Annotated in this window: 15 protein-coding genes; all 15 read left to right on the top strand. The window is 28.4% G+C overall.

The genetic code is table 11. From position 1 onward, the window contains the following. The first annotated feature begins 77 nt into the window (after positions 1-77). Positions 78-1,820, top strand: a complete 1,743-nt coding sequence (locus QOZ84_RS03740; protein WP_284131617.1) for a methyl-accepting chemotaxis protein — start codon at positions 78-80, stop codon at positions 1,818-1,820. Positions 1,821-2,151: 331 nt separating this feature from the next. After that, complete coding sequence (locus QOZ84_RS03735) at positions 2,152-3,900, top strand: methyl-accepting chemotaxis protein (RefSeq protein ID WP_284131616.1); 1,749 nt, start codon at positions 2,152-2,154, stop codon at positions 3,898-3,900. Between the two features lie 214 nt (positions 3,901-4,114). After that, on the top strand, positions 4,115-5,851 hold the full coding sequence (locus QOZ84_RS03730; protein WP_284131615.1) for a methyl-accepting chemotaxis protein: 1,737 nt from the start codon (positions 4,115-4,117) through the stop codon (positions 5,849-5,851). 272 nt (positions 5,852-6,123) lie between these two features. Then, a complete protein-coding gene (locus tag QOZ84_RS03725) occupies positions 6,124-6,603 on the top strand; it encodes a hypothetical protein (protein WP_284131614.1) in 480 nt (159 codons plus the stop codon). 28 nt (positions 6,604-6,631) lie between these two features. Beyond that, positions 6,632-8,773: a chemotaxis protein CheA gene (locus tag QOZ84_RS03720; RefSeq protein WP_284131613.1), complete on the top strand. Its 2,142-nt coding sequence runs from the start codon at positions 6,632-6,634 to the stop codon at positions 8,771-8,773. 115 nt (positions 8,774-8,888) lie between these two features. Beyond that, the gene (locus QOZ84_RS03715) at positions 8,889-9,974 is read left to right on the top strand and encodes a protein-glutamate methylesterase/protein-glutamine glutaminase (protein WP_284131612.1); all 1,086 of its coding nucleotides are present in this window, start codon (positions 8,889-8,891) and stop codon (positions 9,972-9,974) included. A gap of 17 nt (positions 9,975-9,991) precedes the next feature. Further along, on the top strand, positions 9,992-10,618 hold the full coding sequence (locus QOZ84_RS03710; protein WP_284131611.1) for a chemotaxis protein CheC: 627 nt from the start codon (positions 9,992-9,994) through the stop codon (positions 10,616-10,618). A 35-nt stretch (positions 10,619-10,653) separates the two neighbouring features. Next, on the top strand, positions 10,654-11,145 hold the full coding sequence (locus tag QOZ84_RS03705; protein ID WP_284131610.1) for a chemotaxis protein CheW: 492 nt from the start codon (positions 10,654-10,656) through the stop codon (positions 11,143-11,145). 58 nt (positions 11,146-11,203) lie between these two features. After that, the gene (locus tag QOZ84_RS03700) at positions 11,204-11,557 is read left to right on the top strand and encodes a response regulator (RefSeq protein WP_284131609.1); all 354 of its coding nucleotides are present in this window, start codon (positions 11,204-11,206) and stop codon (positions 11,555-11,557) included. 361 nt (positions 11,558-11,918) lie between these two features. Continuing rightward, positions 11,919-13,037, top strand: coding sequence for a hypothetical protein (locus tag QOZ84_RS03695; protein ID WP_284131608.1), 1,119 nt, complete (start codon positions 11,919-11,921; stop codon positions 13,035-13,037). A 399-nt stretch (positions 13,038-13,436) separates the two neighbouring features. Further along, a complete protein-coding gene (locus QOZ84_RS03690) occupies positions 13,437-14,885 on the top strand; it encodes an APC family permease (protein WP_284131607.1) in 1,449 nt (482 codons plus the stop codon). A gap of 288 nt (positions 14,886-15,173) precedes the next feature. Further along, on the top strand, positions 15,174-15,866 hold the full coding sequence (locus QOZ84_RS03685) for a response regulator transcription factor (RefSeq protein WP_284131606.1): 693 nt from the start codon (positions 15,174-15,176) through the stop codon (positions 15,864-15,866). A 221-nt stretch (positions 15,867-16,087) separates the two neighbouring features. Next, the gene (locus tag QOZ84_RS03680) at positions 16,088-18,151 is read left to right on the top strand and encodes a HAMP domain-containing sensor histidine kinase (protein WP_284131605.1); all 2,064 of its coding nucleotides are present in this window, start codon (positions 16,088-16,090) and stop codon (positions 18,149-18,151) included. Between the two features lie 171 nt (positions 18,152-18,322). Next, entirely contained in the window at positions 18,323-18,841 is a 519-nt protein-coding gene (locus QOZ84_RS03675; RefSeq protein ID WP_284131604.1) for a deoxycytidylate deaminase, read from the top strand. A 29-nt stretch (positions 18,842-18,870) separates the two neighbouring features. Then, positions 18,871-19,653 carry a Cof-type HAD-IIB family hydrolase gene (locus QOZ84_RS03670; RefSeq protein WP_284131603.1) on the top strand — a complete coding sequence of 261 codons (783 nt, stop codon included), beginning with the start codon at positions 18,871-18,873 and terminating at the stop codon, positions 19,651-19,653. The last annotated feature ends 76 nt before the right edge of the window (positions 19,654-19,729 follow it).

Here is a 19,729-nt window from a genome sequence, read left to right as displayed (position 1 = left end):
ATCTTCCTTTTTTAAATTGTGTAATTATAAGAAATGACATAAATAATATTAAACCTAGGGTATATGGAGGAATAGATATGAGAAATTTTAAAATTGGTAAAAAGTTAGGTATATCTTTTTTCGCTTTATTAATTATAGCAGCATTTGGAAATATTTATACAATATCTAATTTACAAAAATCAGGAAAGTTAAGCCATAATTTATTTGAGGGACCTTATAAGTTAACAAGTGAATCTATTTGGATTCGTAGGGATTTAGTTTCTATTGGAAGAAACCTTGAAAATGCAGTATTTAGAGCTGATAATAAAGAATATATAGATAAAGTTTTGAAAGATTTTGAAAGTATAGAGGGCAGAATTAAAATACTTCGAGGTTCTTCTATGACCGATAAAAATTTAATTGACAATTTTGAAACATCTTTAGAAAATTTAAGACAACAATATATGAAAATTTATGGATTTATAGAAAAAGGTGATTCGAAGAATGCAGCAGAATTAACAACAAAAACTAGTGAGTACTGGGAAGTATATGATAAATGTGCACAAAATTCAGTACTACTTTATGAAGATGCTCAATCTAGAGCGAGTCAGTTTGATAAAGATGCACAAAATACAGTATCGAAATCTCAAGTTATTTCTATAGCAGTGAGCTCATTCACGATGTTAATGGGAGTAGTTATATGCTTATATGTAACAAAGAGTTTAAAGAAACCAATTGAAGAAGTAGAAATAGCTGCAAATAAAATGGCTGATGGAGACTTTGATATTAATATTAATTATGAATCAAATGATGAATTAGGCGCTTTATCAAATAGTATGCGTGAAATGAGTAGTAGAATTAATGAAATTATAAATGATACAGTACATGTTTTAGGGGAAGTCTCATCTGGAAACTTTGACATTGAACCTGAAGTAGAATATATAGGTGTATTTGAAAATATTGAAAAATCAGTAGTTAGAATAACAAATGATTTAAGTGAAACAATGTCACAAATCAATATGGCATCAGATGAAGTTGGGGCAGCGTCAGATCAAGTTTCAAGTGGAGCACAAATGCTAGCACAAGGAGCAACAGAACAGGCAAGTGCAATTGAAGAACTATCTGCAACGATTATAGAGATATCTGATAAAATTAAAGGCACTGCAAACAACGCTAAAGAAGCTAATGTTTTAACATTGAGTGCAGGTCGTGAAGTTGAAGATGGAAATGAACAAATGAAAGAAATGGTTAAAGCTATGGATGAAATTTCATTTACTTCTAATGAGATTGGTAGAATTATAAAAACAATAGATGATATTGCATTCCAAACAAACATACTAGCTTTAAATGCTGCTGTGGAAGCTGCTAGAGCAGGATCTGCTGGTAAAGGATTTGCTGTTGTAGCTGATGAAGTAAGAAATCTTGCTGCTAAATCAGCTGAAGCTTCAAAAAATACAGCGATACTTATTGAGAATTCAATAAAAGCAGTTGATAATGGAACTAAGATTGTAGATAATACAGCACAATCACTTAAAAAGATAATTGATACAACTAATCAAACTATAGCTTTAGTTGATGAAATAGCTAAAGCATCAGAAGAAGAATCTAGTGCAATAGCTCAAGTTACATTAGGAGTAGAACAAATTGCAGATGTAGTACAAACCAATTCAGCAACATCAGAGGAAAGTGCTGCAGCTAGTGAAGAACTAAGTGGGCAAGCTCAGATGTTAAGATCACTTATTGAAAAATTCAAATTAAAAGGTAAAAATAATTCTATTGAAAATATAGATGTTAACAATGATGAAGTTAATCATTTTGCTATGAATGAATTTAAAGGATAAATAAAAACACATTATAACTTATTACAAAAAATGGAAGCTTTTAGGCTTCCATTTTTGATTTGAATATAAAATCTAAAGTCTTTTACTATTTATCCGTATAAATAATAAAAGGCTATACATAAATAGATTTATAATTTATATGAAAATAGTAAAACTACAATGAAAATTTATAACAGTAAGCTCATGTATATCTATATAAACTACTTAAATGTAGAATTACTTAGATTTTATTTACAAGAGTAAAAGCTAGCATTGATTATTTAAATTTATTATTAAATATAGATAATATTGTATTGTGTAATGGAAAATAAGATTTGGGGGAGGAATATATATGAAAAATTTAAAAATGGGTAAAAAGCTAGCGTTATCTTTTATTGTTTTGTTGACAATTACAATATTTGCAAATGGAAATACATTATATAATTTGAAGAAAACAGGAAAATTAAGTCATGACCTATTTGAGGGCCCTTATGAATTAACAAGCCAAGCTATGGGAGTTCGTAGAGATTTAACTTCAATTGATCAAAATCTTGCTTATGCACTTCTTGCACAAGATCCTACAGAATTAAGTTATAAAACTACGATTGCGAAAAATTTTGATAGTATAAATGAAAGAATTAAAATACTTCGTGAGGATACCTCTAAAGATGGTAAGTTAATTGATGATATTGAAAGTTCTACATTAGAATTAAAAAAACAATATGAAGAAGCTTATCAATTTATAGAAAAAGGTGACTATAAAAGTGCAAAAGATATGGTGTTAAAAGAGGATCTTGAATACTACAAAACATATGATAAGTGTATAAAAAGTTCAACAACACTTTATGAAAATGCAGAAATTATTGGCGTTAAGTTTGATGAGGGTGTAGAGGATACTGTATCGACAACGTGGGTTATTTCTTTAACAATAAATATTCTTAGTATAATATCAGGAGTACTTATATGTCTTTATGTAACAAAGAGTTTAAAGAAACCAATTGAACAAATAGAAACTGCTGCAAATAAAATGGCTGATGGAGATTTTGATATTGATATTGACTATGAATCAAATGATGAACTAGGTAACCTATCAAACAGTATGCGTCAAATGAGTGATAAAATTAATAAAATTATAAATGATACAGTTTGTGTTTTAGGAGAAGTTGCATCCGGTAATTTTGATGTAGAGCCTCAAGCCGAGTATATGGGAGTATTTGAACATATTGAAAAATCAGTAGTTAGAATAACCAATGATTTGAGTGAAACGATGCTGCAAATAGATATAGCTTCACAAGAAGTTGGAGCAGCATCAGACCAAGTTTCAAGTGGATCACAAATGTTAGCACAAGGTGCGACTGAGCAAGCGAGCGCAATTGAAGAGTTATCTGCAACTATTTTAGATATATCTGATAAAGTCAAAGATACTGCAAACAATGCTAAAGAAGCTAATATTTTATCAATGAGTGCAGGGCGTGAAGTTAAAGATGGCAATGAGCAAATGAAGCAAATGGTTAAGGCTATGGATGAAATTTCATTTACATCTAATGAAATCGCTAGAATTATAAAAACAATAGATGATATAGCATTCCAAACAAATATATTGGCATTAAATGCTGCGGTAGAAGCTGCAAGGGCAGGATCTGCTGGTAAGGGGTTCGCTGTTGTTGCAGATGAGGTAAGAAATCTTGCTGCAAAATCAGCAGAAGCTGCAAAAAATACAGCTTCACTTATTGAAAATTCAATAAAAGCAGTTGATAATGGAACTAAGATTGTAGACAATACAGCACAGTCGCTTCAAAAAATAATTGATACAACAAATCAAACCATTGCTTTAGTTGATGAAATAGCCAAAGCATCTGAAGAAGAGTTTAGTGCAATAGCTCAAGTTACATTAGGGGTAGAGCAAATTGCAGAGGTAGTTCAAACTAATTCTGCAACATCAGAAGAAAGTGCTGCTGCTAGTGAAGAATTGAGCGGACAAGCAGATATGTTAAAATCACTTATTGAGAACTTCAAATTAAAAGATAAGAATAATTCCAACAAAAAAATAAAATTTAATAAGGATGAAGTTAACTATTTTGCTATGAATGAATTTAAATAATACAATTAAATACGCTATAGTATATCAATAAAAAAATGGGAGTTTTGTACTTTCATTTTTTTATTGAACGATATATATAATATAAAATCTAAAGTATATATATATTTATCCGTATAAAAAAGTAAGAGAAGCTATTAAAGTGATAAAACATAATTATTAGAAGTTACATCAATATTCTTAAGGGGAGTTAAATTAAATTGTAGGGGGTAAAGATATGAAAAATTTAAAAATAGGAAAAAAGCTATTTATATCTTTTATTGTTGTATTAGTACTTGCAGGGGTTGCAAATTTTTATGCGCTATCTAATTTAAAAAAAGCAGAAAAACTAAGTGAAGATTTATTTACAGGGCCTTATGTAGTAACAAGCCAAACTTGGGCAATTCGTAGAGATTTAGCAAATATTGCTAGAAATATTAACAATACATTTCTTGAAAATAATCAAGAAAAATATAGACTAACAATTCTAAGTGATTTTGATAGCATGGATAAAAAAATTGAGAGACTTAGAGAGGCTTCTCCAGAGGATGAAAAAATTCTCGCTGAAATGGGAAGTTTGGCGACTATTTTAAGAGACGAATATGAAAAAATATATAAAATTACACAACAGGAAAATTTTAGTGGCAAGATAACAGATATAGATACTAGTGCATGGAGTGGAGCGCTTACTAAGATTGAAAAAATTATAATGCCTTTTAGTGAGGCGGCAGAAGCTAACGGGATTGAATTTAATAAAAAAGTACACACTACAGCATCAAGAACTTGGTTTATTTCTATAAGTTTAAGTGCATTTGTTGGAATAGCAGGGTTAGTTATAGCGTTGTATATTACAAAAAAATTAAATGACCCGATCAAAGAGATAGAAGTAGCTGCAAATAAAATGGCTGATGGAGAATTTGATATTAATATTGGTTATCAGTCAAAGGATGAATTAGGTATTTTATCAGATAGTATTCGCAAAGTTAGCAACAAAACTAAGGAAGTTGTAAATGACACAGTTCGTATTTTAGGTGAAGTTGCATCAGGTAATTTTGATGTAGAACCGCAAGCAGAATATATAGGGGTATTTGAAGATGTTGAAAATTCAGTGACTAGGATTACTAATGATCTAAGTGAAACAATGTCGCAAATAAATTTAGCTTCAGAAGAAGTTGGAGCAGCATCAAATCAAGTATCAAGCGGATCACAAATGTTGGCCCAAGGTGCTACTGAACAAGCAAGTGCAATTGAAGAGTTATCCGCAACTATTATAGAAATTTCTGATAAGATTAAAGGTACTGCAAAAAATGCTAAAGAGGCTAATACTTTAACATTAATCGCAGGACGAGAAGTTAAAGATGGTAATGAGCAGATGAAACAAATGGTTAAAGCTATGGATGAAATTTCATTTACTTCTAATGAAATCGGTAGAATTATAAAGACAATAGATGATATAGCATTCCAAACAAATATATTGGCATTGAATGCTGCTGTTGAAGCTGCCAGAGCAGGTTCAGCTGGCAAGGGATTTGCAGTAGTTGCAGATGAAGTAAGAAATCTTGCTGCTAAATCAGCAGAAGCTGCAAAAAATACAGCTACTCTCATTGAAAATTCAATAAAAGCAGTTGATAATGGAACTAAGATTGTAGATCACACGGCTCAATCACTTAAAAAAATAATTGAAACAACTAATCAAACTATCTTATTAGTAGATGAAATTGCTAAAGCATCTGAAGAAGAATCTAGTGCAATATATCAGGTTACATTAGGTGTAGATCAAATATCAGATGTAGTACAAACAAACTCTGCAACATCTGAGGAAAGTGCAGCGGCTAGCGAGGAATTAAGTGGGCAAGCACAAATGTTAAAATCACTTATTGAGAACTTTAAATTAAAAAATAGAAATAGTTCTATAAAATCTATAAATTTTAATAATGAGCAAGAAAGCTATTTAGTTACTAATGAATTTGAATAAGTTAATAATATATTAATGAAAAATGGAAGCTTTTATGCTCCCATTTTTTTATTGAAATAAAATATTAAATAAAGAGAAATAGTGGTAATACGTATTAAAGAAAATACTTTATATAAAATCTAAAGTATATATTTATTTATCCGTATAAAAAATAAGACAAACTATTTAAAATTATAAAAAATAGTTAGCTAGAAAGTGCATCATTAAAGAGTCTGCGTTATTAAACAAACTTAAATCTCTGAAAATAGCAATTTAATTATACGTTATAAAATATGCCTAAATTACAACATAATAAGGTCTACATATATACTATTGCATTCCAAACAAATATATTAGCATTAAATGCCTCAGTAGAAGCTGCAAAAAATACAGCTACACTTATTGAAAATTCAATAAAAGCAGTTAGCAACGAAAGTGAAATTGTAGATAATACGGCTGAGTCACTTCAAAAAATAATTTATACAACTAATCAAACTATAGTATTAGTTGATAAAATAGCTAAAGCATCTGAGGAACAATCTAGTGCGATAACTCAAGTTACATTAGGAGTAGATCAAATATCAGATGTAGTACAAACAAATTCTGCAACATCACAAGAGAGTGCTGAAGCCAGTGAAGAATTAACTGGACAAGCGCAGATATTAAAATCATTTATTGAGAGCTTTAATTTAAAAAATACACAGGGTTCTAATAAATTTGTGAATTTTAATAACGATGAATCTAAATATTTTGAAATGAATGAATTTGAATAATATATTTAATTAATAAAGGAGAAAAAATATGAGCGAAATAGATTCTTTAAAAGAATTTTATGTGCAAGAAAATATGCAATTACTAGAACAATTAGAAGAAATTTTACTTGTAGGTCAATCAGGTGATGGTAAGCTAGGAAGCGAAGCAATTGAAGAAATATTTCGTGTAATGCATACCATAAAAGGATCTTCAGCTATGATGGGATATGACAGTTTAACAAAGCTGACTCATAGTGTAGAAGATGTTTTTGATGAAATACGTAATGGGCTAGAACTTTCTCTAAGTAAGTGGGAAGAAGTTGTAGACATTGCACTAGCTACTGTTGATTTTCTTAAAGAAGAAGTTTTAAATGTACAAGATGGATTACTTCCAGAGGCTAGCATAGATGAGTTACATGAGCGAGTTTTGAATTTATTACATGATGATGAAAATGTTAATGAGAATAATGAAGATGATAAATTATTAGAAATAAAGTTACCAAACGATTGTGAGAAAATTAAAAATATACAAAAATCTGGAGAAAGATATCTTTGCATAAAAGTTATATTTGAAAGTGGATGTGGAATGGAAGGTATTCGGGCACTTGGTGTACTTACTATGATAGATGGTTTATGTTCAATTATGCAAACTAAACCTGAAGATTTAAATGTAGAATGTGATGATGAAATAATCCAAGATGGCTTTATAATGTATGCAAAGACAATGAAAGAACAATCTGAACTTGAGAAATGCATCGAAGAAATTATGCTTTTAAAGAGCTATGAAATTATTGATGTTACAGATGAAGAACAGTTAGAAAGTATTTTTGGAATTGTTACTTCAGTTGATGAAAAAGAAGACGAAAATGATATTCAAGACATTATAGATACTATTGATGAAAATATAAAAAATGAAATAGAAAAAGATGAAATACAAAAGATTAATGAAGCGCTAAAAAAAGAAATTCACAATGAACCAGATAAAAAAGGATCTAATCAACAAGCTAATCAACCACATGCACATAATAAAAATAATTATTTGACTGTTAATATTGATAAAGTTGATACTTTAATGAATTTAGTTGGAGAAATTGTTACTACTGAATCTATGGTAGAAAAACAATCACAGCTAGAAAATTTTGATTCAGATAACTTTGAGAAACAAGCAAGAAGACTACATCAATTAACAAATGAACTACAAGATGTAGTTATGTCAATTCGTATGGTTCCAATTTCTTCAACTTTTACTAAGATGCAAAGAGTTGTAAGAGATATGAGTAAGAAAACTGGAAAGATAGTAGATTTAGTTTTAATTGGTGAACAAACTGAAGTAGATAAAAATATTTTAGAAAATATTTCAGATCCTTTGATGCATATGATAAGAAACAGTATGGACCATGGTATAGAGATGCCAGATGTTCGTAGAGCTAGCTCAAAGCCAGAAAAAGCAACTGTGACACTAGAGGCGAAAAATACTGGTGGAGATGTTGTTATTATAATTAAAGATGATGGTAAGGGATTAGACAAAGAGGTTATTGTTAAAAAAGCAATTGAAAAAGGTATAACAACTAAAACTATTGAAGAAATCAGTGATAAAGAGGCATATAACTTTATATTAGCACCTGGATTTTCTACAAATACTGCTGTAACTGAGTATTCAGGACGAGGTGTAGGTATGGATGTTGTTCATACAAACATCCGTAAGCTAAGAGGTTCTATTAGTATAGATAGTGAAAAAGGAAAAGGTACTATGATTGTACTTAGGATTCCATTAACATTAGCAATTGTAGATGGGATGAAAGTACAAATAGGAAATGAAATATATATTATTCCATCACTTAACATAAAAGAGGTATTTAGACAAGGAGTATACGATATTGTTGAAAATCCAAATGGAGAAGAGCATAGCATTATTAGAGGTAACTGTTATGAAATCCGTAGGTTATCAAATATCCTAGGAATAAACAACGTTAAGTCTGATGATGGCATCATGATTTTAGTTGAGTCTGAAATGGGAAATGCGTGTATTATAGTGGATGGAATTATTGGTCAACAGCAAGTTGTAATTAAACCAATACCTACACTATTAACACAGTTTGAAAAAGTTCAAAATTGTATGTCAGGGTGTTCTATTTTAGAAGACGGGTCTATTAGTTTAATATTTGATGTAAATTCCATTATAAATAAATGATGTTAACATAATAGCATAGACATAATTACTATAGACAAGTTGTCCCAATTGCTGAAAAAATTAGGCTAGAAGCGTGTAGTAAGACAGTAGATATATTCAAAAGGAGAGAGAGTCTATGGCAGATGATAAAAAGATAAAAGTATTGGTAATTGATGATTCTAGCATGTTTAGGCGTATTATAGCAAAGTACCTTCAAGAGTATACAGATTTGGAAGTTGTGGGTACAGCTAAAGATACATATGATGCTAGAGACAAGATAATACAATTTAGGCCTGACGTATTAACATTAGATATTGAGATGCCAGGTATGAATGGAATTGAATTTTTAAAAATTCTAATGGATCAATGCCCTATTCCTACAATTGTAATTAGTGGAGCTGATGGTAGATGCTTTGAAGCTATAAGTGCAGGAGCGGTTGGATTTGTTGAAAAACCAACTGCAAGTACAATGAGCGAATTTTCCATTGATTTAGCATCTAAAATTAGAGAAGCTTCGGTTGCTAAATTAGATAAAACAAAGTATTCAAAAGGCAATTCTTCACAAGTTAATAAAGATGTACAAAAAAGAAATACAATTATAAATGATGATATAATAGGAAAAAATTATAAAGATATAATTGCGATAGGAGCATCTATGGGTGGTGTAGAGGCCGTTAGTAAACTATTAAGGCAATTACCTCTAGGATTACCTGGAATTGTAATTACACAACATATGCCACCAGTTTTTACTGAAAAATATGCAGAACGCTTAAATAAAGAATGTTTGATAAACGTAGTGGAAGGTAAAGATGGAGACGAAATATTAAGTGGATACGCATATATAGCCCCTGGAGCTTTACAAATGGGTATTGTAAGGAAAAATAATAAATATGTATTAACGGTTAAAGAAGGAGAAAAAATTAGTGGCCATTGTCCTTCTGTAGATTATTTATTTGAATCTGTTGCAAAAGAGGCTAAAGAAAATGCTATAGGTGTTATTTTAACTGGTATGGGCTCAGATGGAGCTAAAGGGCTACTTGATATAAAGAAAGCACGAGGATATACTATTGGCCAAAATAGAAATTCTTGTGTTGTATATGGAATGCCAATGGCAGCGATGAACCTTGGGGCAGTTTTAAAAGAAACTTCACTAGAGATGATTCCAAATGTAATATTAAATCAATTAAAGAGAAGAGAATTAATAGCAAAATCTAGAGATTAGATAGAAAGTAGGCAGATATGAAATTCGAGTGTGATAGATTAAATGTACTTCGTGAAATTAGTAATATAGGTTCAGGTAATGCATCAAATTCATTAGCTACAATGCTAAATGAGATAGTAGATATAGGACTTCCTAAAAGTGATATGATTAAATTTGCAGAAATAACTAATAGTTATAATTCTCCAGAAGAATTAGTTGTAGGAACTGTTTTACAACTCTCAGGAGATATGGAAGGCTTTATTATGGTTATTATGAAAGTTGACTCAGCGCTTAACTTATTAGAAAAACTTTTTAAAAAAGAAGTAACATGTGATAGAAATGACTATAATTCAGTTTGTGAAGAACTAAGCTCAATGGGAGAAATTTGCAATATACTTTGTGGAACATATTTAACTGCAATATCTGATATGACAAACTTAACTATAGACCCATCTGTTCCTTATTTTAGTGTAGATATGGTTATGGCAATTATGAATTTACCTATTTCATTATATGGACCAGTATCTGACTCAATTTTATGTATTGAAACAGATTTTTTCACTACAGATTTAAAAGTTGAAGGAAAATATTATTTTATTCCCAAAGTAGAATCGTGTGAAAAATTATTAGAATCATTAGGTATTGTCGATCCACAAAAAAGCTAATGAAAAATGTTATTTAAAAGGAGAGTGTATTATTTATGAATATAGATGATGAGATAATAGAAAATAAAATAGATGATTTGTATATGATGTTTGTTATAAATAATCAAAAATATGCATTATCATCAAAATATATTATAGAGATTATTGAAATGTTACCTATAACTAAAGTTCCATTCCTTCCTAATTATATAAAGGGAATCATAAACTTAAGAAGTATAATTATTCCTGTTATGGATGCTAGAATGAGATTTGATATGGAGCCTATGGATTACAATGAGAGAACATGTATTATTATAATTGAAAATAATATGGATAAAATTGGGTTGATAGTTGATGCTGTAAATGAGGTAATCCATATATCACCTAATCAAAACATGAATATAAATTCTCAAAAAGATGAATTTAATAAAAATTTCATAAATGGTATAAGCGAGATAAACAATGAAATTCAATTAATATTAGATTGTGATTCATTAATGAAAATTTTAGAAGATAAAAATTGTTTAAATAAAGAAACTAATTTATAATTTAAAAAATAATTTTGGGTAACAAAAGATTGTATTTGATGAAAATGGAGGAGAGATTATGAAAAGAGTATTAATAGTTGATGATGCAGCATTTATGCGTATGTCTATTAAAAATATGCTTTCAAACTATGAATTTGAAATAGTTGGCGAGGCAGAAAATGGTTTAATGGCAATTGAAAAATATAAAGAGCTACAACCAGATATTGTAACATTAGATATTACTATGCCAGAGATGGATGGTTTACAAGCATTAAGAGTTATTAAAAAGCTTGATCCATCGGCATCAGTTGTTATGGTATCGGCATTAGGACAAGAAGCTAGAATGAAAGAAGCAATTATTTATGGAGCAAAGGGATTTATTGTAAAACCATTTAAAGAAGAAATTATTGTATCAGCCTTATCTAAATTATAATTCATTTTTATAATCGATAATTAAACTTAGAAAATAATAGGAATAACTAATATTACAATAAATAAGATTTATGTATGCTTTTAAAAGCATACATAAATCTTATTTTATTGTGTGCAAGTATTTATTAAATAAATATTTGGACATAAATAAATCTGAGTAGGTATTTATTAATAAGTAAAATATTGGTAAAATAGAATTATAGATGCTGATAAGAAATAGTTTGTTTTCAAATATAAGTCAATAATATGCTAATATACATATATGAGAAAAAAGTACATAATAAACTAAGTAGTAATTTAGAAATAATTTAGTAGGTAAAATAATAATAAATACTTATATAGCAAGTGAGGGATAATGGTGTATGGCAAAAGTATTAAGGAGTAAATACAACAGCACAGGAGAACGGTGTGTGGATGCTTGCCTAAACTATGGCGAGCTAAGATATGTAGGCGAAAATGGGTGCCCAATGAATATAGAAATACCTTCTGATAAATACGAGGAGGCAACCCGTGATTTTGAAGATAGAGTAAGAGAAGGTATAACTCAAAGTTCTATAGATCCAAAGGAAATATTTAAAAGAGGGAGTTTAACATATACTCAAGCTAAAAAATTAGCCAATGAAGGAAAAATAAAAGGGTTAGATTTTTTTGAAATTGATAGTAGTGTTGAATGTGATCATTTATTAGGGGTTTCAGGTAGTGTAGAATATGCACTATCATTATGGAATGGTGAATCAAGAAATGAAGCATTATTAAAATCAGTAGTAAGAGCAATAACTGTATATGGAGAATCATTTATAAGAGGTTTAGATTTAGATAATACAGTAGATTCAACTTCATATAATAGATTTGCTAAAAATTTACATAGTATAGATACAATGGTAGATATAAATTTGTACAAGGTTAGAAATTATCATATAGATAATGAAATAAGTGTTGATGGATTAGATGTTAAAAAGAAAATCATTAAAATTATTGATTTACCGCTAGGCATATTAGGGGCTTTTTTAGGGTTTATAGTAATGCAAGTTTGTACTAACTATGGTGAAATTATAAATAACAATATAACTTCAATTTTGTTCAATGGAATATCTATGATAGTCTTTGGTTTAATAGTTATGAAAGGAAGCAGATCTATAATTGATAAATATGTTAAAAATAATACTCATTTGATTATGGAAATGTTTAATGAAGAATTAGAAAAATCAAGTTACGATAACTTATTGACAGAAAAGGAAGCCTGTATAATATTAAAAAATATAACCAAGGGAGAAGTTACAAAGCTACTTCTTGATATGAAAGGGAGCATAAATAAGAAAGTATCGAGTAGCAATATTGTAACAAAAGAAACTAAATTTATATTAGATGCTAGAAGGACGGTTATATTACCAAGTGAATATGAAATAAAGGAAGCATTATCTAAATTAGTAGGTACATATAAGGATAAGCTATTGAGTGATTATAATGTTAACAACATATAAATATAAAAAAATATTATAAAAAGGAACTTTACATTAAAGTTTCTTTTTTATGGAAAATAAAGTTTTTACACTTAGATATAAAGCCATACAAAAAATATTCTTTAACTTTGATTTCACAAAATTATATATAAAATTTTAAAAAAAAATAAGATAATAAATTGTTAATTAGAGATTTATTTTATGAAAATTTAGAGACTATTAAATTCAAAATTTAAATTTACTTAATGTTATTAAAAGGAAATATAAGGAAAATTTTAAAAAATTAAACTTCATTCAATTGACTGAAAATTTCAAAAAAATATAGCGAATAACAAGTATTGACAACGATTTCAAAAAATATATAATATAATAAGAGACAAAGTAATCATTTTTATTAAAAATAATTGGAGGAAAAATTTAATGCCAGATCAAAACAGAAATTTAAAATGGCAAAACATAGCCTTAATGGGATTTGTCATGGTATGGGGATTTGGGAACGTAGTTAATAACTTTGCCAACCAAGGACTTACTGTAGTATTTTCATGGATATTCATGATAGCACTATATTTTGTTCCATATACTTTAATGGTAGGGGAATTAGGTTCTGCATTTAAAGACTCACAAGGTGGAGTATCAGCGTGGATAAGATCAACAACAACACCAATGCTTGCTTTTATGGCAGGATGGACATATTGGGTTGTACATGTACCTTATTTAGCTCAAAAGCCACAAACGTTATTAATAGCATTGTCTTGGGCAATAAGTCCATCAGGAGAATTAGCTACAGTTTTAAAGGAATTAAATCCTATGATACTTCAAGGAATGGTATTATTAATATTTTTAGTGTTTTTATACATATCAACAAAAGGGGTTAAAGTACTAAAAGTTATAGGAAATGTAGCTGGTACGTCAATGTTTGTTATGTCTTTATTATTTATAGCTTTAGGATTAGCAGCACCTGCTATAACAGGACACGTAGAAACACCTAATATAACGCTACATTCATTTGTACCTAAGTTTGACTTTACATATTTAACAACTTTATCAATGCTAGTATTTGCAGTTGGTGGATGTGAAAAAATTGCACCGTATGTAAATAATACTAAAAATCCATCTAAAAACTTCCCTAAAGGTATGTTAGTATTAGCAGGGATGGTAGCAGTGTGTGCTCTTTTAGGATCTATAGCAATGGGTATGATATTTAATGCTAATGATATACCAAAAGACTTAATGATGAATGGCCAGTATTATGCATTCCAATTACTTGGAGATCATTACGGTGTAGGAAGCTTATTTGTTATAATTTATGCTTTAGCTAATACAGCGGCACAATTATCAGCACTAGTATTCTCAATAGATGCTCCACTTAGAGTATTATTAGGAGAAGCAGATGACAACTTTATACCAAAAGGGTTATCTAAGACTAATAAAAATGGTGTTTTAGTCAATGGGTATATAATGACAGCAGTACTAGTTTCAATTTTAATAATAGTTCCTGCATTAGGAATTGGTAATACGAATGAATTATTTAACTGGTTATTGAAGTTAAACTCAGTTGTAATGCCTATGAGATACTTATGGGTGTTCTTAGCTTATATGGGACTTAAGAAAGCTATAGGTAAATTTGATACTGAATATAAATTCATAAAAAATCCTAAAATTGGATTCTTAGTAGGACTTTGGTGTTTTGGATTCACAGCATTTGCATGTATAATGGGGATGTTCCCAACAGATGTTCCTGCATTTAGTTCAGAGTGGATATTTAGAGTTGGATTAAACGTTATGACTCCTATTGTATTAATGGGAATAGGTTTAATATTACCGTTTATAGCGAAAAGAACTAACAAAAATCAATCTATATCTAAATAGATTAATAAATATATAGACAACAAACGAGTGAAATACATTCACTCGTTTTTTTTATGCGCGCCTAGAAATTTTTTTAGTTAAGATATAACTAAATGCAATATATAGTATTAAATACGTATTCGTAAGAAAATCTTAAGAATTAAGTTAAGAATTTCTTAAGATTTTTATATTATTATGTAAGTATAGCTAAATCTTAAGAAAATTTACATAATTAACATAGTAGGAAAAAGGATGTGACTTTATTGTATAATAATAATGTGAACTATAAAATAGAAAGGTATTTGATAAATGTACAATATATTAGTGGTGGATGATGATAAGGATATAGTTGAATCTATAAATATATATTTAAAAAATGAAGGATATAAAATATATAAAGCATATGATGGAATACAGGCTTTAGATGTTATACAAAACAAAGAAATACATCTTATACTTATGGATATAATGATGCCAAATTTAGATGGAATAAAAACTACCATAAAAATTAGAGAAGATAAAAATATACCAATAATATTAGTTTCAGCTAAAAGTGAAGATACTGATAAAATAATTGGTCTTAATATTGGAGCAGATGATTATATTACTAAACCTTTTAATTTACTAGAACTTATAGCTAGGGTTAAATCAAATTTAAGAAGGTATGTTAGTTTAGGGAATTATAATAATACAAGCAGCGAAGTTTTAAAAAGTGGACAACTTACAATGAATTTATCTACTACAGAAGTACATGTAGATGGAGATTTAGTTAAATTAACTCCTATTGAATCTAAAATATTAAAGCTTCTTTTATTTAACAAAGGAGTAGTTTTTTCAATAGATGATATATATGAAAAGGTATGGAAAGAAGATAGTTACAATGCTGAGAATACAGTAGCAGTACATATCAGAAGAATAAGAGAAAAAATTGAAATAAATCCAAAAGAACCAAAATATTTAAAGGTGGTGTGGGGAGTTGGCTACAAAGTTGAAAAATTATAGTGGAAAGCTTATAAAGGAAAAAAGTCTGATTTTTAATATGGTGTTAATTTTAGCTATATTTATGGTATCTCAAGTTGCTGCAGTTTTATTATGTTTTAAGTTTTTTGCTCATAATTTATTGTTGACATTAATAAGCATATTCATAATAAATTTTGTCATGTATAAAATAATGAGAAAATTACTGATATTATAAGTGATTTATAAAGAGAAGAGGGAGTTGTATGAACAGTAATAAAATAAAAAATATACTTTTAACATTGTCTATGGCTTCATTAGCTGTTTTGTTAGTAGTAATTCCTGCTACATTAACACTATATGGAGAACACCAAGGTCTATGGACAAGTTATATGCACGAAGATAAAAAAATATTAGAAAAAGATTTTTATAAAAGTAATAAATTTGAATTTAGTATGCTTAGGCCGATATCTTATTTATTATCTGATAGTGTAAGTAATAGAGGTGAATCTAAAAAAGAAATTGAAGATATTAAAAAACAATCAAAGAATGAAATAAATAATTCTTATAAAAATATGAAATTTTTAGCAATCAATGTTGAAGACAATAGCTATTATAGCAATACAAAATATAAAACAGTAGAAGAATATAAGAAAAATATAGATGAATATCTTGATATAGAAATACATAAAACACCAATGGATAAATCCTATAGTAAAGATATAAATGGAAAAGTAGTAAAAAATAAATCTGATATAGAATATAAGTTATTAAATGCGATAGATATAGAAAATATGGAAATATATATATCATTACCTAATCCTAAAGAATTTAAATACAATGATAATATATATAATTTTTATAATTCTTACACACAAGCAACAAAAGTTGTAGAAAGTCTTATAGCGATAGTTATTACAAGTTTAGCAGTATTTTTAATATCAATATTTTCTTATAAACTTTGTAAAAGGAACACTCCGAATAAAGAGGGTAGAATACTTAAAATCTCAAAAAAGATACCACTAGAATTATGGTTGATGGGTATATTTGTTGGAGGAGTTTATTATATAGTTATTTCATTCTCGGGGTATTATAGTGGATACGACGATATATATACTTATATAGGTATGATGTCACTTGCTTTTATTGTCAATTTAATATTCATATTTATTATACATTTATTTATAAAAGTATTATTTGGCTTTGATAGTAAATTAGATTTGCTAAAAAATACTATAATATATAAAATATACAAATTATTAAATAAAATATATAAGATAATTAAAAAGAATATGGAAACTGTGTTAATTTCATCTAAGAAAATACCATTAATAAAAAGGGTAATAGGATTATCTGTATTGTTTATTGTTTGCAGTATAATTTTAGGATTATTTATAGATTCTATTTTATACGCTGGAGGAATTATTTTTGTAATAACTCCATTTATAGCTATGGGAATATTTACATGGTATATAGTTAAACAATTAACTTACTTATCTAAAATAATGGATGGAACAGAAAAAATAAAAAATGGGGAATTAAATTATAAGATAGAGACAAATGGTTATGATAATTTTACAGTTCTTGCAGAAAATATAAACAATATTGGAGATGGACTAGAAAAATCAATAGATAGCCAATTAAGAAGTGAAAGAATGAAGTCAGAACTTATAACTAATGTAAGCCATGATTTAAAAACACCTTTAACTTCCATAATAAATTATGTAGAACTTATTAAAAAAGAAGAAAATATCCAACCACAATATATAAACGAATATGTAAATGTATTAGAAGCTAAAGGTAAGAGACTAAAAGCTTTAATAGAGGATTTGTTTGAAGCAAGCAAGGCAAGTAGTGGTAATATTGAATTAAATATGGAAAAATTAGATATAAAGCAACTATTGAGACAAAGTATAGGCGAAATGGAAGAAAAATTAGGCAAGGCAAATTTAGACTTAAAGTTAAATATGCTAGACGATAAAGTGTATGTATATGCTGATGGAAGAAGAATGTATAGAGTATTTGAAAATCTTTTATCCAATATAGCAAAATATTCTCTAAATAACACTAGAGTATATATAGATTTAGTTGAAAATAATGAAAATATAAAAATTACTATGAAAAATATATCATCTTATGAACTTAATTTTGATGTAGACGAAATAACAGAAAGGTTTAAAAGGTCTGATGAATCTAGAAACACAGAAGGTAGTGGATTAGGTCTTGCTATTGCTAAGGACTTAGTTAAAATCCAAGGTGGTACATTTGACGTTGAGATTGATGGAGATTTATTTAAGGTAACTTTAGAATTTAAAAACATAATAAAATAAAAAGAAACTTAATTTATTAATTACCGATAAGATATATCTTATCGGTAATTTTTTTTGATAGTAGGATTAACAGGTGTTATAATAGCATTAATGATAATTGAAAATATATAAAAATTTTAAATAAGTTAAATAAGAGAATATAAAATAACAGCTATAGGAGGAAAACTGAATATGAGCAAAAGAGAAGATTATATAAGTTGGGATGATTACTTTATGGGTATTGCGTTATTAGCAGGCAAAAGAAGTAAAGATCCAAGTACGCAAGTTGGAGCTTGTATAGTAAGTGCAAATTGCACAGATGGATCAAACAGTAATACTATTTTAAGTGTTGGTTACAATGGACTTCCTGTTGGTTGTTCTGATGATGAATTTCCATGGGATAATAAAGGAGACTTATTAGAAACTAAGTATCCATTTGTAGTTCATGCAGAGTTAAATGCAATTTTAAATGCTAGAGGCAAATCCCTACACGGGTCTAAGTTATACGTAGCTTTATTCCCATGCAATGAATGCTGTAAAGCTATTATTCAATCTGGAATAAGAGAAGTTATTTTTTTATCGGATAAATATTCACAGACAGATGCAGTTAAAGCATCTAAGAGAATGTTCAGTGCAGCTGGTGTTAAATTAACTCAGCTAAATCCGCAGGTTAAAAAAATAGAATTATCTTTAGACATAAATACTATATAGTGAAAAATACAACTATGGGGGAGACTTAAATGATAAAATTTATAGCAACAGATATGGATGGAACTCTTTTAAATAAAAACAATGAAATACACGATGAATTTTTTGAAATATTTGAAAAGCTAGAAAATAAAAATATAACATTTGCGGCAGCTAGTGGAAGACAATATTTTAACCTTGCTAAGAGGTTTGAAGCTATAAAAGATAGGATGATGTTTATAGCAGAAAATGGAACATTCGTGGTTTATAAAGGAAAAGAGTTATTTGTAAATGCACTAGATAAAAACGTAGCAATTGAACTTATTGAAATTGGAAGAAAGATAGATAATGCTAATGTTATCTTATGTGGCAAAAAAGCTGCATATATAGAAAATGATAGTGTGGATTTTGTAAAAGAAGTACAAAAATATTATGAAAGATATGAAATAGTTAAAGATATTAACGAAGTAGAAGATGATATACTAAAAGTTACTATATGCGATTTTTCTGGTTCGCAAAATAATAGCAATTCTTATTACAATGACTATAGAGAAAAGTTGCAAGTTACTGTGTCTGGTGAGATTTGGCTAGATATTACAGCAAAAGGTGCTAACAAAGGTGTAGCAATTAAAGCATTGCAAGAAAAACTTGGTATAAATTTTGATGAGACTATGGTATTTGGAGACTATTTAAATGATTTAGAAATGATGGAAGTAGCATATCACAGTTATGCTATGGAAAATGCTCATGAGGATTTGAAAAAAGTGGCACGATTTACAGCTAAGAGTAATGACGAAAATGGAGTAGTTGAAGTTATAAAAAGTCATATATTTTAAATAACTACTAAACATAAAAAACTACTTAACGCTATAAATTAAAACATAGTATTAAGTAGTTTTTATATTATTCATA

Source organism: Romboutsia sedimentorum, assembly GCF_030131845.1.
Lineage (GTDB): Bacteria > Bacillota > Clostridia > Peptostreptococcales > Peptostreptococcaceae > Romboutsia_D > Romboutsia_D sedimentorum.
This window is presented reverse-complemented; position numbering and strand designations above follow the sequence as displayed.